The 18,857-nt window shown below is 43.5% G+C and carries 17 protein-coding genes, 1 tRNA gene and 2 pseudogenes; 11 read left to right on the forward strand and 9 right to left on the reverse strand.

Annotation, left to right across the window (positions count from 1 at the left end):
- The first annotated feature begins 288 nt into the window (after positions 1–288).
- Positions 289–2,061 (forward strand): DUF885 domain-containing protein, encoded by a 1,773-nt coding sequence (locus tag CKQ84_RS18565; protein ID WP_105252330.1) that lies wholly within the window; start codon positions 289–291, stop codon positions 2,059–2,061.
- Positions 2,062–2,312: 251 nt separating this feature from the next.
- On the opposite strand, the gene CKQ84_RS18570 is transcribed toward CKQ84_RS18565, so the two are convergent.
- The gene (locus CKQ84_RS18570; protein ID WP_105252331.1) at positions 2,313–2,633 is read right to left on the reverse strand and encodes a hypothetical protein; all 321 of its coding nucleotides are present in this window, start codon (positions 2,631–2,633) and stop codon (positions 2,313–2,315) included.
- Between the two features lie 220 nt (positions 2,634–2,853).
- Between CKQ84_RS18570 and CKQ84_RS18575 the strand changes: the two genes are divergently transcribed.
- The 4 genes from CKQ84_RS18575 to tnpA all read left to right on the forward strand — a co-directional run bounded on the left by CKQ84_RS18575 (position 2,854) and on the right by tnpA (position 6,479).
- A complete protein-coding gene (locus tag CKQ84_RS18575; protein ID WP_105252332.1) occupies positions 2,854–3,348 on the forward strand; it encodes a putative 4-hydroxy-4-methyl-2-oxoglutarate aldolase in 495 nt (164 codons plus the stop codon).
- Between the two features lie 57 nt (positions 3,349–3,405).
- Entirely contained in the window at positions 3,406–5,232 is a 1,827-nt protein-coding gene (locus CKQ84_RS18580; RefSeq protein WP_105252333.1) for an AsmA family protein, read from the forward strand.
- Positions 5,232–5,852: a BsuPI-related putative proteinase inhibitor gene (locus CKQ84_RS18585; protein ID WP_105252334.1), complete on the forward strand. Its 621-nt coding sequence runs from the start codon at positions 5,232–5,234 to the stop codon at positions 5,850–5,852. The genes CKQ84_RS18580 and CKQ84_RS18585 overlap by 1 nt, the downstream gene beginning before the upstream one ends.
- A gap of 189 nt (positions 5,853–6,041) precedes the next feature.
- Positions 6,042–6,479, forward strand: a complete 438-nt coding sequence (tnpA, locus tag CKQ84_RS18590) for an IS200/IS605-like element ISSod23 family transposase (RefSeq protein ID WP_012088248.1) — start codon at positions 6,042–6,044, stop codon at positions 6,477–6,479.
- Positions 6,480–6,610: 131 nt separating this feature from the next.
- On the opposite strand, the gene CKQ84_RS18595 is transcribed toward tnpA, so the two are convergent.
- Complete coding sequence (locus tag CKQ84_RS18595; RefSeq protein WP_028760089.1) at positions 6,611–8,158, reverse strand: LysM peptidoglycan-binding domain-containing protein; 1,548 nt, start codon at positions 8,156–8,158, stop codon at positions 6,611–6,613.
- A gap of 232 nt (positions 8,159–8,390) precedes the next feature.
- Positions 8,391–9,182, reverse strand: coding sequence for a hydroxyacylglutathione hydrolase (gene gloB / locus CKQ84_RS18600; RefSeq protein WP_105252335.1), 792 nt, complete (start codon positions 9,180–9,182; stop codon positions 8,391–8,393).
- Between the two features lie 154 nt (positions 9,183–9,336).
- Between gloB and CKQ84_RS18605 the strand changes: the two genes are divergently transcribed.
- Both CKQ84_RS18605 and CKQ84_RS18610 read left to right on the forward strand, forming a co-directional pair.
- Positions 9,337–10,074 (forward strand): class I SAM-dependent methyltransferase, encoded by a 738-nt coding sequence (locus CKQ84_RS18605; RefSeq protein WP_105252336.1) that lies wholly within the window; start codon positions 9,337–9,339, stop codon positions 10,072–10,074.
- A 33-nt stretch (positions 10,075–10,107) separates the two neighbouring features.
- Positions 10,108–11,016, forward strand: coding sequence for a LysR substrate-binding domain-containing protein (locus CKQ84_RS18610; protein ID WP_105252337.1), 909 nt, complete (start codon positions 10,108–10,110; stop codon positions 11,014–11,016).
- Positions 11,017–11,182: 166 nt separating this feature from the next.
- Here CKQ84_RS18610 and rnhA read toward each other — a convergent pair whose 3' ends face one another.
- Positions 11,183–11,653: a ribonuclease HI gene (rnhA, locus tag CKQ84_RS18615; protein ID WP_006081489.1), complete on the reverse strand. Its 471-nt coding sequence runs from the start codon at positions 11,651–11,653 to the stop codon at positions 11,183–11,185.
- Between the two features lie 70 nt (positions 11,654–11,723).
- Here rnhA and dnaQ point away from each other — a divergent pair, with 70 nt between their 5' ends.
- The 3 genes from dnaQ to CKQ84_RS18630 all read left to right on the forward strand — a co-directional run bounded on the left by dnaQ (position 11,724) and on the right by CKQ84_RS18630 (position 14,304).
- Positions 11,724–12,452 (forward strand): DNA polymerase III subunit epsilon, encoded by a 729-nt coding sequence (dnaQ, locus tag CKQ84_RS18620; RefSeq protein WP_105252338.1) that lies wholly within the window; start codon positions 11,724–11,726, stop codon positions 12,450–12,452.
- 10 nt (positions 12,453–12,462) lie between these two features.
- The gene (locus tag CKQ84_RS18625) at positions 12,463–13,836 is read left to right on the forward strand and encodes a TIGR03503 family protein (protein ID WP_105252339.1); all 1,374 of its coding nucleotides are present in this window, start codon (positions 12,463–12,465) and stop codon (positions 13,834–13,836) included.
- Between the two features lie 391 nt (positions 13,837–14,227).
- Positions 14,228–14,304, forward strand: a tRNA-Asp gene (locus tag CKQ84_RS18630).
- Between the two features lie 215 nt (positions 14,305–14,519).
- Here CKQ84_RS18630 and CKQ84_RS18635 read toward each other — a convergent pair.
- The 5 genes and pseudogenes from CKQ84_RS18635 to CKQ84_RS18645 all read right to left on the reverse strand — a co-directional run.
- A pseudogene (locus tag CKQ84_RS18635) lies at positions 14,520–15,397 on the reverse strand (IS982 family transposase).
- 320 nt (positions 15,398–15,717) lie between these two features.
- Positions 15,718–15,957: a hypothetical protein gene (locus CKQ84_RS23930; RefSeq protein WP_216822561.1), complete on the reverse strand. Its 240-nt coding sequence runs from the start codon at positions 15,955–15,957 to the stop codon at positions 15,718–15,720.
- Positions 15,941–16,183: a transposase gene (locus CKQ84_RS23935; RefSeq protein WP_216822562.1), complete on the reverse strand. Its 243-nt coding sequence runs from the start codon at positions 16,181–16,183 to the stop codon at positions 15,941–15,943. The genes CKQ84_RS23930 and CKQ84_RS23935 overlap by 17 nt, the downstream gene beginning before the upstream one ends.
- Positions 16,180–16,725, reverse strand: coding sequence for a transposase (locus CKQ84_RS23940; RefSeq protein WP_216822563.1), 546 nt, complete (start codon positions 16,723–16,725; stop codon positions 16,180–16,182). Before CKQ84_RS23940 ends, CKQ84_RS23935 begins: the two co-directional genes overlap by 4 nt.
- A 78-nt stretch (positions 16,726–16,803) precedes the next feature.
- Positions 16,804–17,400, reverse strand: a pseudogene (locus CKQ84_RS18645) (IS630 family transposase); the annotation flags it as partial.
- Positions 17,401–17,693: 293 nt separating this feature from the next.
- On the opposite strand from CKQ84_RS18645, the gene CKQ84_RS18650 reads away from it, so the two are divergent.
- Positions 17,694–18,806, forward strand: a complete 1,113-nt coding sequence (locus CKQ84_RS18650) for a TDT family transporter (RefSeq protein WP_105252340.1) — start codon at positions 17,694–17,696, stop codon at positions 18,804–18,806.
- Positions 18,807–18,857: the final 51 nt, after the last annotated feature.

The raw sequence follows: 18,857 nt of genomic DNA on the forward strand, positions 1-18,857 counted from the left end.
AGGTCAATAATGTATAAGCAAACTGTTACGCTAAAGCATGAACAGTAGAGCAGGGCGATATTATAGCAGGAGGTGAAACAGAATAGGCGATTATCATTATTTGTGTGTGTTTGGTAAAGAGGGGCTTATACGTCGAATAGGCGAATGATAGGCGGCAAAATATTGAGAACTTACAATTTTGTAACCGCGCATGTATTCATGGCTAACATAGCTGCAATTATTGGGACAATATGATTAACTGAGGTAATTTTTGTATGCCTGATAAATCTCAACAAAGGACCCATAATAATGAAAAAAAACGCTATTTCCCTTGCGATAGTGCTATCGCTGGCCAGCCTTGCTGGTTGTCAATCCCATACGAGTCAAACCGCGCCCGTGGTTGCACCTGAAGTTAAAGCCCACTCATTTGAGCAATTTTCAGCTTCCTTTATTGATTCATTGTGGGAATTGTCACCGACTTGGGCCTTATACAGTGGCAAGCATGTTAACGATGGTTACCTTGAAATCCCCGATGCAGCAGGTCGCGCAAAGACCTTAGCGTTTGTGAAAGCTCAACAAGCGCAATTGACTCAGTTCGAGCAAAAGTCGCTAACGCCGAATGAACTGATTGATTACCATCTGATCGACAATTTACTCGGTAGCATGGCATGGGAAATTGACAGTTTTAAATCCTGGCAGTGGGATCCTTCAAGCTACAACGTATCGGGCGGTTTTGCCCAAATCATCAATGAAAATTTCGCTCCATTAGATGACAGATTACGTTCGGTATTAGCGCGTTTAGAAAATGTGCCAGCTTATTATGCTGCCGCGCAGGCGAACATTAGCAAACCAACATTGGAGCACACTGAGTTAGCTGTGCTGCAGAATCAAGGTGCATTTTCAGTTTTTTCCGATGACTTATTAAAACAGGTCGCCGACTCTGGTCTGACTGATGCGGAAAAAGCGTTATTTAAAACGCGTTTCGATGCAGCAACTGCCGCGATTAACGGCCATATCGCTTGGTTAGACAAATTAGTGGTTCAACTTAAAAAAGATGGAGCACGTAGTTTTAGAATTGGCGAGGCGTTATATGAGCAAAAATTTGCCTTTGATATCCAAGCGGGGATGACGGCGAAACAGCTATATCAAAAAGCCGTAGCCGATAAAGATCGTGTTCAAGGAGAAATGGCCAAAATTACCGATAAGTTATGGCCTAAATATTTTACTACGCCAAAGCCTGCTGACAGTAAGCTCGCCATTCGCCAATTAATCGATAAATTATCGACTCAGCATGTTCAGCGTGATGAATTCGTGAATGAAGTGCGTAAGCAAATTCCAGAGCTGATTGAATTTGTAAATAAGAAAAAACTAGTCACATTAGATCCTAAAAAACCACTCGTTGTCCGTGAAACGCCCGAATATATGCGTGGTTATGCCGGTGCATCAATTAGTGCACCTGGACCCTATGAGAAGTCAGGCAATACTTATTATAACGTGACGCCGCTCGATGGCATGAGTGATGAGTCTGCCGAGAGTTACTTACGTGAATATAATCACTGGATCCTGCAAATCCTCAATATTCATGAAGCCATCCCAGGGCACTACACTCAACTCGTTTATTCTAATCAATCTCCGAGTTTAGTGAAAAGTTTATTTGGCAATGGCGCTATGGTTGAAGGTTGGGCGGTTTATACCGAGCGTATGATGTTAGAAGAAGGCTATGGCAATTTTGAGCCTGAAATGTGGTTGATGTACTACAAGTGGAATTTACGTGTTATCTGTAACACGATTTTGGATTACAGCATTCATGTGAAAGGCATGACCGAAGACCAAGCTATTGCCCTGATGATGAATGAAGCCTTCCAACAGCAAGCTGAAGCCGAAGGCAAGTGGCGCCGTGCGACACTTAGTCAAGTGCAACTGACGAGTTACTATTCAGGTTATCGAGAAATCTATGATTTCCGTGAAGAATACAAAAAATCGCAAGGTAAAGATTTTGACCTTAAAACTTTCCACGAAACATTCTTGAGTTATGGTAGTGCACCAGTGAAATATATTCGCCAATTAATGCAGAGCAAATAAGTTCGCATATTGATATAAATCAGCAGAGCTTAGGCTCTGCTTTTTTATGCCAAATCGCTAGACAGGTATAGTGTGAGCTTAACATAAGTTGGCATTGTTACTTATGAAATGAAATCGTTAACACTGTGCGAATAATGAAAAGCCGAAAATTCTGCCATATAACCGAAAAAGTATATATTTCGTTATATGGCATATGCAGATGTTAATCAAACAATTTAACTGCGAGGTGATAGAGCACAATGGCGATAAATTTACTTCTTAGATTTAGATGATGCCATCAGCGCTAATACTTCATTGTAAGAAATGTTAAATTCTCTCGACAAGTTAATGATTTTTGTTTTGTAGGTTTGAATATTCTCTTGCTGAGCTAATTGATGTTTCTTTTCTTCAACTAACTCATTAACGGTTTCTTGTAATATCAATAATCGACGTAAACTATAGTCGAGAGATTTAATATATTTACCCATTTGTTGCTTGTTACGTGCTTGCTCAAGATCCGTTGAGACTTTCTTATCATATCCATACTCATCAAGAGCTGCGATTGCGCTCTGTAAATCAAGATCAGTTGTCATTTGGTTTTCGCTTTATAACAAAGAGGTGTGGGAACAAATTTATGAAACTTTAAAGAGTGTCATAGGACGTTAACTATCGCAGATTATAATGCTTATGCCAATATACACCAAGCCTTTGCACGTTAAAATGAAATAAAAAATTCCGCTGATTTTTGCTTTGACCTTGTCGGGGTCTACAATTATGAGTAGTCTAAAGTTATAGACTATCATGGAGATTCAAATGCTTGATCTACTACCAGATTTATTCGACCACTATCCGTCTAAATTACAGTTACTTCCCCTTGCATTTAAACCCTTTGGTGGTAAACGGCTCTGCTGGGGCGAGATAGTCACAGTAAAGTGCTTTGAGGATAATTCAAAGGTAAAAGAGATACTTTCACAGGATGGGCATGGAAAAGTGCTCGTTGTCGATGGCGGCGGTTCTCTGCGCCGCGCATTGTTAGGTGACCTCATAGCGCAGAGCGCCTTAGATAATGGTTGGCAAGGGATAGTGATTAATGGTTGTGTTCGCGATGTGGCGAGATTAAATACTTTCAGCTTAGGTGTCTTTGCTTTAGGGGCTATGCCGATAAAAACCGAAAAGTTAGGTCAAGGCCAAATTAATGTGGCTGTCGATATGGGGGGCGTGACGGTTAAGCCCGGTATGATGCTCTATGCCGATGAAAATGGTATTGCAGTAAGTGATGAAATGTTGAACTTTGCATTTTTAAATTAACATTTCTAAATGCATTAGTTGCTATAAATTCAAGTTTTTTTTGATAAGGATATTTATATGAAATTCATTAAGTGGCTCTTAGCCTTAATGGTGACGCTCATTCTTTTAGTCACCGTTTATCTCACCGTCTTTTTCGACCCTAATGATTTTAAACCTGAAATAGTCGATGCCGTAAAAAAACAAACGGGTCGTGAATTAGTCATTACTGACGATTTATCTTGGACATTTTTCCCTGTCATAGGTATTAATTTAGGAGGGGTGTCTTTATCTAACCCTGAAGGTTTTACGCCTAAGGCTATGTTAGAAGTCAAAAAAGCCGTTGCTGAAGTGGCGCTCATGCCGTTGTTTAGTCAGAAAATTGAAATTGCAGAATTGAGTCTCGATGGCGCAACGATCAATTTAGTCACCCGTAAAAATGGCACTAGCAGTTTCGATGGGTTGAGTGGCGATAATCGCCCAAAAACTGCGTCTCCAGCTGCCGCCGAATCTTCATCGAATGCCAAACTTAACGACATTAATATTGGTGGCATTTCTATCACCAATACCCAAATTAATATGATTGACGAAGCTAATAAGCAGACTCAAGTCTTTACCTTAAGTAGCTTCACCCTAGGTGAGTTCTCTTTAGATAAATTTGCGCCTATCGCCTTTGAATTCAGTGCAACTATGCCGGATATGACGATAAGTAGCGAAGCTAAAGGTGAACTAAAACTCAGTCGAGACTTTAAACAACTCGTTATCAATGGGCTGAAAATTGATACTGTGGTGGAAGGTGAGAGTATTCCGAACAAGAAACTCGAAACATCTGTCAGCTTAGCAACTCAAATCGCCCTTGATAAACAGCAATTGTCCGTCGATATTGCGCAGCTTACCGCGGCGAGCATTACCGCTGCGGGTAAAGTGGGTGTTAATTATGGTACGAAAATCCCACAAATTAATGCTGATTTTCAAGTTGGTGATATTGATTTAGATACACTGCTACCAAAAACAGAGGCTGCGGCCACCGCTGAACAAGCGCCAGCAGCAAACACTCAGGCAGTTGAGCCTGATCTCTCAGCCCTTAAGCAGCTTGATGTAAAACTCAAGTTGACTGTTAAGTCTATTAAGGTCGCGAATCTGTCGACTCAAAATTGGTTAATGGATGTGGGCATTAAAAATGGCGTGTTAGATTTGACGAAACTGAATGCGGATTTATATCAAGGTCAGTTGCTGGTGAGCGCTCAGGTTGATGCTCGTCAAGCGGTGGCGAGTTATCAATTTGATAAAAAAGTGACGGGCGTACAAATTCGTCCTTTGCTCAAAGATGCGGCGGATGTGGATTTACTGGCGGGTACAGCCAACTTTGATGTGAAGGGGAAAGGTAAGAGTTTGATCCCTGAGCAGTTAAAGAAAAACCTGTTAGCGAATGGTCATTTTGATATTAATGACGGTGCTCTGTACGGGGTAAATATTCCACAGATGATCCGTAGCGCCCAAGCTAAGTTAAAGGGCGACTTATCGCCAGAAACGAAGGCGGAGCGCAAAACTGACTTTTCGAGTCTGACGGGCAGTTTTTCGTTGGATAATGGCGTTGCCACGAATCCAGATCTTGCCTTGTCTTCGCCTTTACTGCGTTTGGATGGTAAAGGCACTGCGAATTTATTGACTGAAGCCTTGGACTACAGACTAACCGCTAGCTTAGTGAATTCATTGAAGGGTCAGGGTGGTAGCGACAAAGATGCGCTGGCAGGAGTTGATATTCCGTTGGCGATTACAGGCACTTTCCAAAAACCTGAATATGCTTTGGATACTAAAGCCTTACTGAATAATCAGCTTAAGGAAGAAACCGACAAAGCTAAGGAAAAATTAAAAGACTCCTTATTGAAAAAACTAGGCGGTTTCTAATGGTTGTTTCTACGCGTTACGCATTACTTGTTTGCGCGAGTGCTTTTGTCGGCGGGCAACTTGTTGGGTGCTCGGCGCCTGAAGCCGCTGACACGAGTCAGTCAACCAAGGGTGAGACTACAACAGCCGCGGCCGTTCAGCCTGAGATTATTCGCGCTGCCGATCTGGCGCTCGATGTTTCTGGGCTTAAAAGCACTCCGACATTAAAGGCTGAACCTGTGATGGCAGAAAAGGCACAAGGCTTGCTTCGTGGCGAATTAACTTTAGAACCTTTTATTGATTTTAAGCAGCCGGTTAAGGCGACATTGACAGTGACAAATCCACAAACCTATGCTGTCGGCCTACGTTATAACTCTGGGATGACGGCGGATTTGTGGTTGATAACGCAGGAGGGCAAACGTCTGTGGGCTTGGTCGGATGATATGATGTTTACCCAAGCATTACGTGATAGCCAATTGGCGGCAGGGAAAGTGATCACGACTTCATTTAGTATTCCGCCCAAAGCATTTGCAGGAATACCTGCAGATGGTGCTCGCTTAGAAGCGCATTTTGCCGCTAAAGCATTAGAGTCTGATGCCGTTGTTATGGCGCCCGTTGTCTTATTACTGACGATGGAATAACGCCGCCTCTCATAATAGAGAAAGCCCGTAATAGAAAAAGGCAGCAATCCGATAGGGTTGCTGCCTTTTTGTTGTCATCCCAAAACCACCGCCTCTGGCGGTGGTGATTGTTCCTTGAGGCTATAGCCTGAATTACGCCCATGCTAAAAGAGACTTCTTATTCACCACAAGTAAGAGGAAACGAAAAGCATGGGCGATTATAGAAGTTCATCACATGTTTATTGGCGTTGCAAATATCATATTGTTTGGACTCCGAAGTACCGTTTTAAAATTTTAAAAGGAAACCTTGGTAAGGAGTTATACAGGTCAATTTATATCCTTTGCAATATGAAGGGTTGTGAGGTTTTAGAATTAAACGTTCAGATAGACCACGTTCACTTGGTAGTCATAATCCCGCCGAAGCTGTCAGTATCAACGCTGATGGGAGTATTGAAAGGAAGAAGTGCGATAAGGCTATTCAATAAATTCCCTCATGTACGTAAAAAGCTATGGGGCAATAGCTTTTGGGCCAGAGGTTATTTTGTAGATACAGTAGGTGTTAATGAAGAAATCATTAGACGATATGTGCGCCATCAAGATAAACAAGATCAGGAACATGAGGCTCAATTGTCGTTGCAGATGATGTAGTTTTTGGAATAGCCCCTTCCAGGGGCAAGTCAAAGCCGCCTTCTAAGAAGGCGGATTCTTTACTATCTATGGCTCAATTTTGCTTAGGATTTATAGCACTAATCCGTTCGAACTATGTGCCAGTGTAGTCCTTACGCACTCAACTTAGTTTCATCAACCACTAATTTGATCACTTGGCCTGGTTGTAAATACTGTGATTGCGCTAGGCTATTCCACTCGAGTAGCTCGGCAACAGTTACGTTAAATTTATTGGCGATACGGGCAAGTGAATCACCGGATTTTACCTTGTAGCTGACAGTACGAATTTGTGCGGTTTGCTCAAGCTCCTTTGGTGCTAAGATCACTAACTTCTGACCGTTTTGTAGCTTGCTATTCTTAGCCAATTTGTTCCAAGTGCTGAGTTGTTTCACCGTCACTTTATGGGCTTGGGCTATTTCTGAGAGTGTGTCTCCTGACTTAACCTGATAAGCAATTTTTGTTGATTCAACTGCAGCATGTGATTTTTTCGGCAATTGCTGCTTAGTTGACAGGGCATAAAGTTGCTTGTCTTGCGCATCGACAGGAATAATCAAATGCTTGCCTGCGACGATCGTGTTGCTTTTCATGCCGTTGGCGGCGCGAATAGCGGCAACGGTCGTATGGTGCTGCGTAGCAATCTTGCCAATGCTATCGCCAGATTTGATCGTGTAACGTAACCAGCTGATCCTATCTTCGGTTTCTGTTTCAGCGAGCGCCTTTTTAAATTCTTCCGATTTATCAATTGGTAGCACTAAGGTGTGCGGACCAAGTGGCGATGTAGCCCAGCGGTTATAACCTGGGTTGAGTTTTTGTAACTCAAGCGTGGTCATATTGGCAAAACCTGCCGCCATGGCTAAATCAATTTGGCTATCAATATCAACCACTTCAATAGTGGGATTGTTGTCGATTGGCGCTAAAGAAATACCATATTCATCAGCGTGTTTAATGACTTCTGCCAGTGCGAGCAGTTGCGGCACATAGCGCTCCGTCTCTCTGGGCAAATCCAATGACCAAAAATCCGTTTTTAAGCCTTTTTTCTCGTTACGTTTGATTGCATTGAGTACCCGTGATTCACCCGAGTTATAGGCAGCAATAGCATAAAGCCAATTGTTATTGGTTTTATCGTAGAGGTATTCCAGCATATCGAGCGCCGCAGTCGTTGATGCGGGGACATCACGGCGACCGTCATACCACCAGTTCATTTCTAAACCGAAATGACTGGCCATAGGTGTGGTAAATTGCCACAGACCCGATGCCGCGCCAGTCGATGATGCGGAAGGATCAAAGGCACTTTCAATTATGGGTAACAAAGCTATCTCAATAGGAAGATGACGCTTTTCAAGTTCTTCTACAATCATGTACATATAAGGTGCAGCGCGTTCCGAGATGATCGCCAGATGCTGCGGATTTTTGATGTACCAATCACGGTATTGATTCACCAATTTTTGATCTGGAACCGGTAACTGCATGCCTTGACGAATTCGCTCCCACACATCGGTAATTTGCGCCGATGGAGCCTCGGTTGCGAGGTAATATTCTGGGACTGTATTTTCGGTTGTGACGGCTTCAACTTCTGTTTGGTTAACGCCATGGTTGTCTAATGTTTGACAGCCTGTGAGTAGGGCAAATCCCCCTACAACAACATAAAGTGATACTCTCATTGAAAACGGTAGTCCTCTGTTAGTGCATCGCTTTTCTTTATAGTAACAGTATGTTTTATATGAAGATAAAGACGACGCAGCGCGCAAAGTTTTCACGCAAAACGAGCCATTCTATGGGATCTTTTCGATCTTGTCCCTTAATTATCGTACATAATGTAAGGCTATTTTTGACTTACATCATCAAAAATGAGAAAAACTGTTTGAATTTCAATCTATAATATTGCTTTTGTGATCAAAAATTATCTTTCCACTGTCTGAGTAAGGTAAAACCGCTGAGTTCGTCTAAATTTGCGTGATTTAGACCGCTAAAATGCTGTTTTATGTTATCGACAATTTCAGTGTCGCTAGGGCGTAAAAAAGGATTGATGGCACGCTCTAAAGCGATGGTGGAGGGAACAGTCGCTTTGTCTTGGCGACGTAACTGCATCGCGCGTTCGTTATAGTCTTGGAGCTCGCGATTGTTGGGATTGACCGCGAGGGCAAATTTGAGGTTTGAAAGTGTGTATTCATGTGCACAATAAACCCGAGTGTCCGCGGGAAGCTGGGCAAGTTGCTGTAGTGAGTTGAGCATTTGCGCTGGCGTACCTTCAAATAAGCGTCCGCAGCCGCCGCTAAACAGGGTGTCACCGCAAAATAAGGCATCTTCAACAACGTAGGCTATATGTCCTGCTGTGTGGCCTGGTACATCTAAGACTTGCAGATCAGCGCTGAGATACTCCAGCGTGAATTTGGGCTTGGATTTTGCGTGCAGTGGATGTGTGATGCCTTCGATCTTCTCATTATCTGGGCCATAAACCCTGAGTCTATTATGACTATAGGCTTGAAGCGCTGCTACGCCACCCGTATGGTCATTGTGGTGGTGGGTCAGTAAAATACCCGCTAGCGTGAGTTGATTGGCTTGCAGGTAGTCAATGACCACACTTGCATCGCCGGGATCGACAACATAAACCTGAGTATGGGGTTGTTGCTGTAACACCCAGATATAATTGTCATTAAAGGCTTTGATCGCTGTTATAGTGAGCATAGAACCGCCTATGTCTGTATTTCAATTTGAAGATAAAGGTATTATCCATGAGTGAATGGCCCTTGGCGACCTTTGCCGCTTTTGCCCTGTGGCAGAATGTTGGTCATCTTTGACCCAATTGGATACTTGTCTACCCAACTAACGGAGGAACTCTGTGTCGCATTTTAGTACTGAGCTCAAGCCCGAACAATGGAGTGACCTACCCAATGGTGAGGCACTACAGCAAGCCGTCGCTAAACAGCTTGAAGATTGGTGGCCAAGAGTCTTTGGTTATCATTTATTAAAGTTAGGGCCTTTGAGTGCCGAATTGTCGAGCATGGCATCGCCAGTCGCCCATCATTTTTCACTCTCGCCATCCAAAGGCGCCTCGATTGAAGGCGATTTTTGTCATTTACCCCTGCAGAATGCGGCGATAGATGCGGTGGTGATGAGTCTATTGCTCGAATTTGAACCCGATCCTTACCGTATTCTTCGTGAAACCGATCGGGTACTCATCGCCGGAGGCTATCTTTTTATCGTCGGATTTAATCCCTTGAGTCCAGTATTTTTGGGTAAGTTATGGCCTAAGTATCAGGATTGTCTCCCATGGAATGGCCGCTTTTTTATGCCATCAAGGGTGCGAGATTGGTTAGGTTTATTAGGTTATCAAGTGGTGGGCGATGAGCGTTTGGTCTATCACCCATTAATGGGCGAGTTTACCCAAGGTAGATTTTTTCAACAGAGTTTAGCGTCATGGCTTCCTAGCGCGGGCAGTTTGTATTTGATTGTGGCGCGTAAACTCGAGTCGCCACTCACGCCTATTCGCGATAAACGTAAGGTGCGGCAAACGAATTGGACCACGGCACCGACCGCGGGACGTTCAGGGCATTTATCAGAGCATTCGGAAAACTGATAAGCCATTTCCTTTTTAAGTACAGGTTTTAATATGCGGATCACCTTAAGACAATTGGCGGTATTTGAAGCTGTGGCACGTAGCGGCCAAGTCGCAAAGGCGGCGGAGCAGGTTAATTTATCACCACCTGCCACTTCTATGGCTTTGGCTGAGTTAGAAAAACAGCTCAATGCCCGCCTATTCGAGCGCATTGGTAATCGATTACAGCTGAACTCGCAGGGCAATTTACTGTTGCCACTGGCGACGGATTTATTGCACCGTGTTGAGCAAATTGAGCAGGCATTTACCTACCATGGTGGCGATTTGGTTGGGCGCTTAAGTATCAGTGCCAGTTCGACCATAGGTAACTATCTGATGGCGAAAGCCGCAGTGGCATTTTGTCAGCAGCACACTCAAACCCATGTGGATGTGGCGATCACAAATACTCAAGATGTGATCCAAGCGGTTGCTCAGTTCCGCTCTGAAATGGGTTTTATTGAAGGCCATTGCACTGACAATCGTTTGAGTGTCGAGGCATGGCATAAGGATAGGCTGCTGGTGTTTTGTCATCCGGCGCATCCTCTGGCGGGGAAAGTGGTTAAACCTGCGGCGGTTAAAGGCCTGTCTTGGGTGCTACGTGAGGAAGGATCGGGCACTCGTGAATATTTTGTAAATGCCGCCAATGAGTTGGATATGCAGCCAGAGGCTAAATTCTGCTTTACTACGCCGGATGCGATTAAATTGGCAGTGAAACAAGGTGCTGGGCTTGGGGTGTTATCTGAGTTGGCGCTGGAGAAAGAAATCAGTCGTAAAGAGTTGGCGTTAGTCACGATTGAGGGATTAGTGCTGGAGCGGCAGTTTTATCGCATCACCCATAAGAGCCGTCAGGCGACATCCCTAGGTCAAGCTTTTGTGCTGTTTTGTGAGAATTTTTTTAATATTGCAGGTGTGGAACTGAAATAAACCGTTTGATAGCAATGGCTCATAAATAGTGAGCATAAATGTTAACGGTGGGCTGGCACTGAGATGAATAGTGAAATAAATCGTCACGCCCAAGTGCTTAACTTAGGCGTGATTGCATTGAACTTACTTTTTCGCACTTAGCGAGTTTACACTGAGTGGCACAGAGTTAAGGCTGGTAGCCTAAATCGGGTTGGGTCGGTTTAGATTCTGCCGCGGTGCGAGCTAATACATCGCAACGTTCGTTTTCGGCGTGTCCTGCGTGACCTTTAACCCATTGCCAGTCGATAGTGTGCATCTGTGAGGCTTTATCTAATCGTTTCCATAGGTCAACGTTTTTGACTGGGGTACGGTTTGATGTCATCCAACCTTTTTTCTTCCAGCCATGGATCCATGTCATTATGCCTTGGCGCATATATTGGCTGTCGCTGGTGAGCACGACTTGGCAAGGCTCTTTCAAGCTTTCTAACGCTATGATTGGGGCTAACAATTCCATGCGATTATTGGTCGTGAGCGCAAAACCGTCGGACATCTCCTTTGTATGGCCTTTATAATTCATTACAATGCCATAGCCGCCAGGACCGGGATTGCCTAAGCAAGAGCCGTCGGTGAAGATGTGGATCAGTTTTAGTTCAGTCATCAAATTGTTACCATAGCCGGGAATTTCGGCCGAGTATAACTAAAAATTGTCATAAGAAGCGCATAAAAACATGAATATTATCTCTAACGCTAGCCGTCAGGTTATTTTGGATACCGAAACCACAGGTATGAACCAGGGCAGTGGCGCCATCTATTTAGGCCATAGGATCATCGAGATAGGTTGTGTAGAAGTAGTAAACCGCCGTTTGACGGGGCGTTATTACCACCAATATATCAATCCAGGTCAAGCAATCGATCCCGAAGCCATCGCCGTTCACGGTATTACCGATGAGCGCGTTTCCAAAGAGCCGCGTTTCCATCACATTGCTCAAGAGTTTATCAACTTTATCGACGGCGCTGAAATCGTCGCCCATAACGCAAACTTCGACGTGAGCTTCATGGATCATGAGTTTTCATTGTTGCAGCCACGTGGGCCGAAAACCGCTGATATTTGTCAGATCCTCGATACCTTAGAGATTGCTAAGTTTTTACATCCCGGCCAGAAAAACAACCTTGATGCCCTCTGTAAGCGTTATGGCGTGGATACGTCTCGCCGCGAGTACCACGGCGCTTTACTCGATGCCGAGATCCTCGCCGATGTTTATCTGATCATGACCGGCGGGCAGACAAAGTTTAATTTGTCTAACGAAGAAGCGGGGCAGGAAGCGGGGGGGATTCAACGTTTTGATCCACAATCACTTAATCTTAAAGTGATTGGCGCATCGGCCGATGAACTGACAATGCATGAACAACGCCTTGATTTAGTCGCAAAATCAGGTAAATGCCTCTGGAGAGGATAGAAGAATTACTATGCCGATGTCGCGCCATAAACCCATTTTAGCTTTTTGCCTGCTTGCCACTACGCTGTTATTAAGTGTGGCGAGTGTATTGGCCGCTGACCTAGATCCCGCCAAAAAAGTCGTCAAGCCACCTAAGGCTACGCCGATTGTAGGATTGGAGACGGCTTCCGAGCTTAAAAACCGTTTTCGTATTGATCATATGGTCGATAACATGACCTTATTAGTGGAGCGTGAATATGGCTCTGCGCCTGTGGTCATAGTGTTACCCGATGGCAGTAAATGGTACGCCAATCGTCATCCAGCAACCGTTAAGTGGGTTGATGGTATAACGGGCGATATTATTTACATTGAGTCACCACAGCCCGGCCCTTGGCAGTTGGTGGGCAAGGTCGTCTCAGGTTCAACCCTTAAGAAGCTCTCTAAACTCGAAATCGAAGTCCAGCCTTTACCACAGCCAATCTTCCAAGGTGAACAAGTTAAAATTGTCGCGCAGTTAATGGGTGACGAGCAGCGTGTGCGTATGCCTGGGTTAGATTATTTAGTCGAATGGACTGCACATTTTGTGAGTAAACATAAGGCGGGCGATGAAAACTTTGCCGCGGGTGACATTATTGTTGGTTCTTATAAAGACAATGGTGAAGATTACGATGAAAAACCCGACGATGGTGTATTTACCAGCAATATCAATATAAAGCAGCCTTGGGGTGATTATGAGTTTGTCGTGCAGGCACGTAATAATGTGTTTGAACGGCAGGTTTCATTCCCGTTTAAATTGTCACCTCGGCCAATTAATCTAGAAGTTATTACCCCTGACGATCCGCTAACAGGGCAATGGAAAGTCATGTTACACGTGGATAAGACAGTGTTGCAGCTGGCTGAGACGCATTTTTCCTTTGAGTTAGTCGGCCCTGCTGGCTTGCAACTGCCTTTGGTTGTTAATAGTCTCACTGAGCCTGACTCTGAATTAGATTTACCCACAGTGACAGAGTTTGGTAGTTATCGAATTAAAGGTTTTGTGGCTACGACGACTGTCACTGGTCGTGAAATCGTGCTGGATTTACCTGAGCTTTTCTTTAACTTAATTGAACCACCAGAACCACCACCAAGTGCCGAAGAGTTGGCTGCTGTTGCTGCACAAAAAGCGGCAGAGGAAGAAGAGCTTGCGAAGAAAGATGCAATGTTCTGGATCATTACAGTCAACGCTATCTTATTAGTCTTAGGCGTGGTGGGATTAATTGTGTGGCGTAAGCGCCAAAGTTTGGCGCAGGCCTTAGCTGCCGCGGAGTTACGTTTATTGAATGAAGCATCTGCAAATCCACCCGCAGCACCTTCATTAGATGAAATCGATCTCACTATGCCAGATGAGGCAGATAAAGACCGTTAGCCAAGCGTTGCTTAATGTGTTTGATTTATGACTTTGAACTGGAACGTTGCAGCGATATTTGGGATATAAATCAAGGTCTGCAATTGATTTGGCTTTTTTTTAATCAAATGATAAATCGAAGTAAAAAAACGGTTGACGCCTGCAGGGCTCAACCGTATTATTCTTCGCATCTTAAGCAGAGCCTTGATAAGTGTGTTGAATTATCGTTCTGTTTTAATATCATCGGCCTGTCATGTTGTGTTTAGTGGGTTAGATACTCGTTAGATATTTGGATATGGAAAAATTTGGAGCGGTAGTTCAGTTGGTTAGACTATCGTTTTAACATCAGCGGCCTGTCACGCTGGGGTTAGTGGGTTAGATACCCGTCAAATATTTGGATATGGAAGAATTTGGAGCGGTAGTTCAGTTGGTTAGAATACCGGCCTGTCACGCCGGGGGTCGCGGGTTCGAGTCCCGTCCGCTCCGCCAACATTAATGAAGCCCATGCTATTAAACTGCATGGGCTTTTTGATTTTATCCATCCAATATTCCTATTTCTCACTTCGTGACCGTGACCAACAAGTGACCACTTGGTGACCCAAACTCTCTTTTGACCGGAGGTCATTGCCTTTCTTTTCGATCCTTTCGACAGTAAAATTTTAATCTTGAATAATACCAATTAGACTAATCAACCTGAGATCGGTTTAACGAGCCATAACTGCAATAGCATTAAACTCCCCGTTAGTGAGGTTCAGTTGTGGCTTATTGTCTTTCAATTGATAGGCGATGAGTCCCGCAATCATATTGAGCATAAAACCATGCACACTGCGATGTCTTGAGTGCTCTATTTGAGGGATATTTTTTAACGGGTCGTTGATGGTTTCTATGATGAAACGTCTCGACAGCATCACTCTATCCCACAACGACATCGCCTTCGCTTTCATATTCTTACGCACGTTCGTCACCAACTTTACGCCTTCCTCCAGCAATTAACTGGACAGCGCTTTACTGATATACCCTTTATCTGCATAGAGTTTATTCATGTCACTGTGCACCATCTCATTCACCGGTTTTGTGTCATGTACATTCGCTGGGGTCATTTTGGCCGCCACTATTCCGCCTTGATGATTCACAATCAAATGCAGTTTAAAGCCATAGAACCACCCCATAGTGCCTTTACCTCTGCACGCCACCCCCGCCAAGGTTTTATGGCGATGAATATGTAGGTTATGACACACTTTGATGCTGGTTGAATCGACAAATTCGATGCCAGTGGGTCACTCTTGAGGCTGGCAAAGCGGCACTAAAGCAGTGGGCATCACCTCAAGAAAGCGGGTATAGCTGAGTAAATTAGGAAAAGCAGATTTGTAGAAATGAGCCAGATAGCCGATGTAGAAGTTCTTGAAATCACGGTGGTGGGACATCTGAAAAAGTATGATGATGGTCATCACTTCGCTCATCGTCATACGGCCAGCGCGTTGACGCTTGCGTGCACTATCGGTTAACAGCGTTTTTTCCCATTCTGGAATGAAAACAGCGAAAAATCATCGGCATCGCAAAACACTTCCACTAATTTATGCATAGGCCCTCCGGTGTGATGGGGTTTCTCTTGGTCGAAAGATCCGATCACTTGCAGGGCTATTAGTTCAACATTTCTTATCCCGTATATGGACTCCACCTGTTTAGTCATTGCTTTGACAAAAAGATTAGATGCGCACGTATATACGGTTTTTTATTGAAGAAGCTATCTTCTAACCAATGATCTATTCGCACCCTCTGTCCTTATCGAGATTGTAGCGTTATTAACGCTGTCGGGATAAACAGGTTTTCAGAAGGTTGGTCTTACCTATTTGTTAATGCATTTTGCTGAACTTTTTATAAAACTCTTTCTAAAACAATACTCTATATGGTCTGACTGTTATATTCGGTTCTGTAATTGAGCAATGCCCATGCGGTGCGAACGGTTTTATTGATTAACGCGACACAAGCACGTTTTATACCCACTCGCCTGACTAAATTGATAAGCCATTGCTGTTTATAGGTTTTTCCCTCTACTGGCAGCCTTGATATAACAGAGAGTGCGCCTTGATAGAGGATTGAACGCAGGTATTTATCGCCACCATGCTTATTTATTCCAATCATAACAACCTTTAGGGGTAACACCAACGAAGACAGCCGCATGCCGGCCATTCTTAAAACTTTGACCGTCACCTAAGCAAGCCAGTAAACCGGCTGCACCAATATGACTAACGCCTTCGAGTTTCATCAAGCGTTTACAAGGTTCTGATTGAGTGACCCACTGCTTTAACTGTAACTTTACCGCTTTGTAGTGCTCTTCTGTTGTTTGATATTGTTGCCATAAAATCATGAGCAATGGTTTGATTTGCTCAGGTAAGTCTGTTGATTCTGGCGAAATAAAGTGAGGATGGCTTGCCTTAATGACTTTTTACCTAACGTGATGATAGCTCCATATTCAAAACACAACGCTCGTATGTGGTTACCCAGTGATGTGATTGTTCGGTCGAACCATTTTCTGCTGATTTGAATCGCTTGAATGTTCTGTTGTGATAGGTCTTTAACCTGGCAGAAAGTCATTCCTAACTGTGTTGATGCGATGGCAATGCCGATAGCATCATTAGCGTCTGTTTTTTGATTGCTGATATAGGGTTTTACTTTTTTAGGTGCCATCCCTCTGACTTCATGTCCAAATGATTGTGCGACTCGAGCCCAGTAGTGAAAGCTAGCACAGCCTTCCATAGCAACGACACAAGGAGGATAGTTGGCAAGAAGTTTTTTCGTTTTTTGTGGTGACATGGCTTTATTGAATAACAACTCACCATATGGATTCACTTTACAAACTTGAATGACTTTTTTTGCAAGGTCGAGAGATATTATTGTAGGCTTACTCATGTATGGACTCCTTTTGTTTTGGTCGACACCAACTTACGACTGTAGGTTGGTGGAGTCCATACATCGAGTTCAGATTAATTAACTGGTCATAATTGCCCATTGTCTAATACACAATTCTATCACTTTTACTTTCTTCTCAATGAAAGTATTCCACGCGATTGAACACAGCTCGACGATGTCGTCATAGCCACTAAAACAAACGATTGGCCAGCATATTTTGACGCAGTTATTTAAACCTGCCGTTCAAAAACCATACCGCTCTATCGGATTCAACTACGGTAAATAATGGGGCAACTGGAGAAGCGTGATATTATTAAAGTCTTCGGTCAAATCTTGTTGAGGCCAGCCAGCTCGTCCATGATGAACAATGCGTGGCGTCCGAATGTCGTCGCGGTTGAGATCAGCTTTAAATGTTCGTTAACATATTCGCGATTGGCATGTGGGGCAATAATGGCTTGTGTAGCGCCTGTTGGCGGATATAAATAGGGACAGCCCGTGAACGAGTGCGTTTTTTGGCCAAAATACGGGTGGTTGTATTCTGTTGGCCAAATCGGGCTTCATCTTGAAACCAAACATCGATGCGATCGAGTGCAACATGCCCAAGCGTATAAGGATTGTTGCCATCCGGAAGTTTTTAAAAGCATCTTGTGCGGCTTCAGATTGTTTCGGGTGGCGAGGCATTGGCAAGTGTAAAGATGATGAACAAAGTCATAAGGCTAGGTATGCCTATCCGTCAGAGGGTCAATTAGCACAGTAACATAAGGTGGAGATGGGTTCGCCTGAGAGTGATTTAAGCAATAGAGCAATACCTAGCATGACTATGACTTCAAATTTTTTTTACATTATTTACGTAATTACCATTAAATAAAACTATTTTTATAATTGTTTAAGTTACTGAGCTGGACTAAATTGTAACGGCTCTGAATTAGAGTAAAATAAATTTGAATATTTCGCTATAGGTAAAATAAATGTCAATAGACACTCAAGTCGAATTTAGCAAGGAGATCGGTCCAAATTGGTTTGCCTCAGTAATGGGTACGGGTATTATTGCTAATGCAGCTGTAGGTTTGCCATTGTATGGCACACAATTAACCAACATAGCGTTGGTTATATGGCTGTTAGCATCATCTATGCTATTGATTTTGTTAGCCATTAAGATTATTCAGACCATCATTAAACCACAGATAATAAAACGCCAATTTAATGATCCTGTTATGGCACAATTCTTTGGTGCTCTCCCGATGGCATTATTAACAATAGCTGGAGGGACTATCTTACTGGGGCAGCATATTTTTGCACAAGATACTGCGAAAACGATTGCTTGGATACTCTGGGTACTAGGTACTATTAGCGGTTTGTTAACAGCAATTATCATTCCTTATCGCCATTTTACTCAGTATGAAGTACGTGGTGATGCTGCTTTTGGCGGTTGGCTTATGCCTATTGTCCCACCTATGGTCTCGGCTGCTATTGGTGCTATGTTAATTCCTTATGTGGAAAGTATTACTCTGCAACAAACGCTATTATATGGCTGTTATGCAATGTTTGGCATTAGCCTGTTTTGTGCATTAATTATTATCACCATGATCTGGAGTCGTTTAGCTCATTCAGGAAGTTCTGGTGGTGCTCGGGTGCCAACTTTATGGATCGTTTTAGGGCCACTTGGGCAGTCGATAACCGCTGTTGGGGCTCTTGGATCTGTTGCATTATTTGTGGTTGATGAACCAATAGCTTCAAGCTTAAATAATATGGCTATTATTTATGGTGTCCCAATCTGGGGTTTTGCACTATTTTGGTCAATCTTAGCAAGTCTACTTACATTGAGAGCGCTACGCAAAAAAATGCCTTTTGCAATGACATGGTGGGCATTTACTTTCCCTGTAGGTACATGTGTTACAGGCACAACACAGCTTGCTAGACATACAGGATCTACTGTATTCGAATGGGCTGCTATTTTTCTATTTTTCGGCTTAATTTGTGCTTGGTTTATTGCAGCAATTGGGACGATGAAAGGTATTAAAGGGGGAAATATTTTTAATAATCCCACGAGAACTGTACATATCGTATCAAGAAAAAGCTAATCACAATGGCTTAATAAGTGTGTTGCTAATTATTTCTAAGGAAATTTATTA

It is taken from the genome of Shewanella sp. WE21, assembly GCF_002966515.1.
GTDB lineage: Bacteria > Pseudomonadota > Gammaproteobacteria > Enterobacterales > Shewanellaceae > Shewanella > Shewanella oncorhynchi.

Bases quoted from the DNA above. Each gene is read 5' to 3' on its own strand.
- CKQ84_RS18565 (WP_105252330.1), top strand. From the start codon at position 289: ATGAAAAAAAACGCTATTTCCCTTGCGATAGTGCTATCGCTGGCCAGC.
- CKQ84_RS18570 (WP_105252331.1), bottom strand. From the start codon at position 2,633: ATGACAACTGATCTTGATTTACAGAGCGCAATCGCAGCTCTTGATGAG.
- CKQ84_RS18575 (WP_105252332.1), top strand. From the start codon at position 2,854: ATGCTTGATCTACTACCAGATTTATTCGACCACTATCCGTCTAAATTA.
- CKQ84_RS18580 (WP_105252333.1), top strand. From the start codon at position 3,406: ATGAAATTCATTAAGTGGCTCTTAGCCTTAATGGTGACGCTCATTCTT.
- CKQ84_RS18585 (WP_105252334.1), top strand. From the start codon at position 5,232: ATGGTTGTTTCTACGCGTTACGCATTACTTGTTTGCGCGAGTGCTTTT.
- tnpA (WP_012088248.1), top strand. From the start codon at position 6,042: ATGGGCGATTATAGAAGTTCATCACATGTTTATTGGCGTTGCAAATAT.
- CKQ84_RS18595 (WP_028760089.1), bottom strand. From the start codon at position 8,158: ATGAGAGTATCACTTTATGTTGTTGTAGGGGGATTTGCCCTACTCACA.
- gloB (WP_105252335.1), bottom strand. From the start codon at position 9,182: ATGCTCACTATAACAGCGATCAAAGCCTTTAATGACAATTATATCTGG.
- CKQ84_RS18610 (WP_105252337.1), top strand. From the start codon at position 10,108: ATGCGGATCACCTTAAGACAATTGGCGGTATTTGAAGCTGTGGCACGT.
- rnhA (WP_006081489.1), bottom strand. From the start codon at position 11,653: ATGACTGAACTAAAACTGATCCACATCTTCACCGACGGCTCTTGCTTA.
- dnaQ (WP_105252338.1), top strand. From the start codon at position 11,724: ATGAATATTATCTCTAACGCTAGCCGTCAGGTTATTTTGGATACCGAA.
- CKQ84_RS18625 (WP_105252339.1), top strand. From the start codon at position 12,463: ATGCCGATGTCGCGCCATAAACCCATTTTAGCTTTTTGCCTGCTTGCC.
- CKQ84_RS23930 (WP_216822561.1), bottom strand. From the start codon at position 15,957: ATGATTGGAATAAATAAGCATGGTGGCGATAAATACCTGCGTTCAATC.
- CKQ84_RS23935 (WP_216822562.1), bottom strand. From the start codon at position 16,183: ATGATTTTATGGCAACAATATCAAACAACAGAAGAGCACTACAAAGCG.
- CKQ84_RS23940 (WP_216822563.1), bottom strand. From the start codon at position 16,725: ATGAGTAAGCCTACAATAATATCTCTCGACCTTGCAAAAAAAGTCATT.
- CKQ84_RS18650 (WP_105252340.1), top strand. From the start codon at position 17,694: ATGTCAATAGACACTCAAGTCGAATTTAGCAAGGAGATCGGTCCAAAT.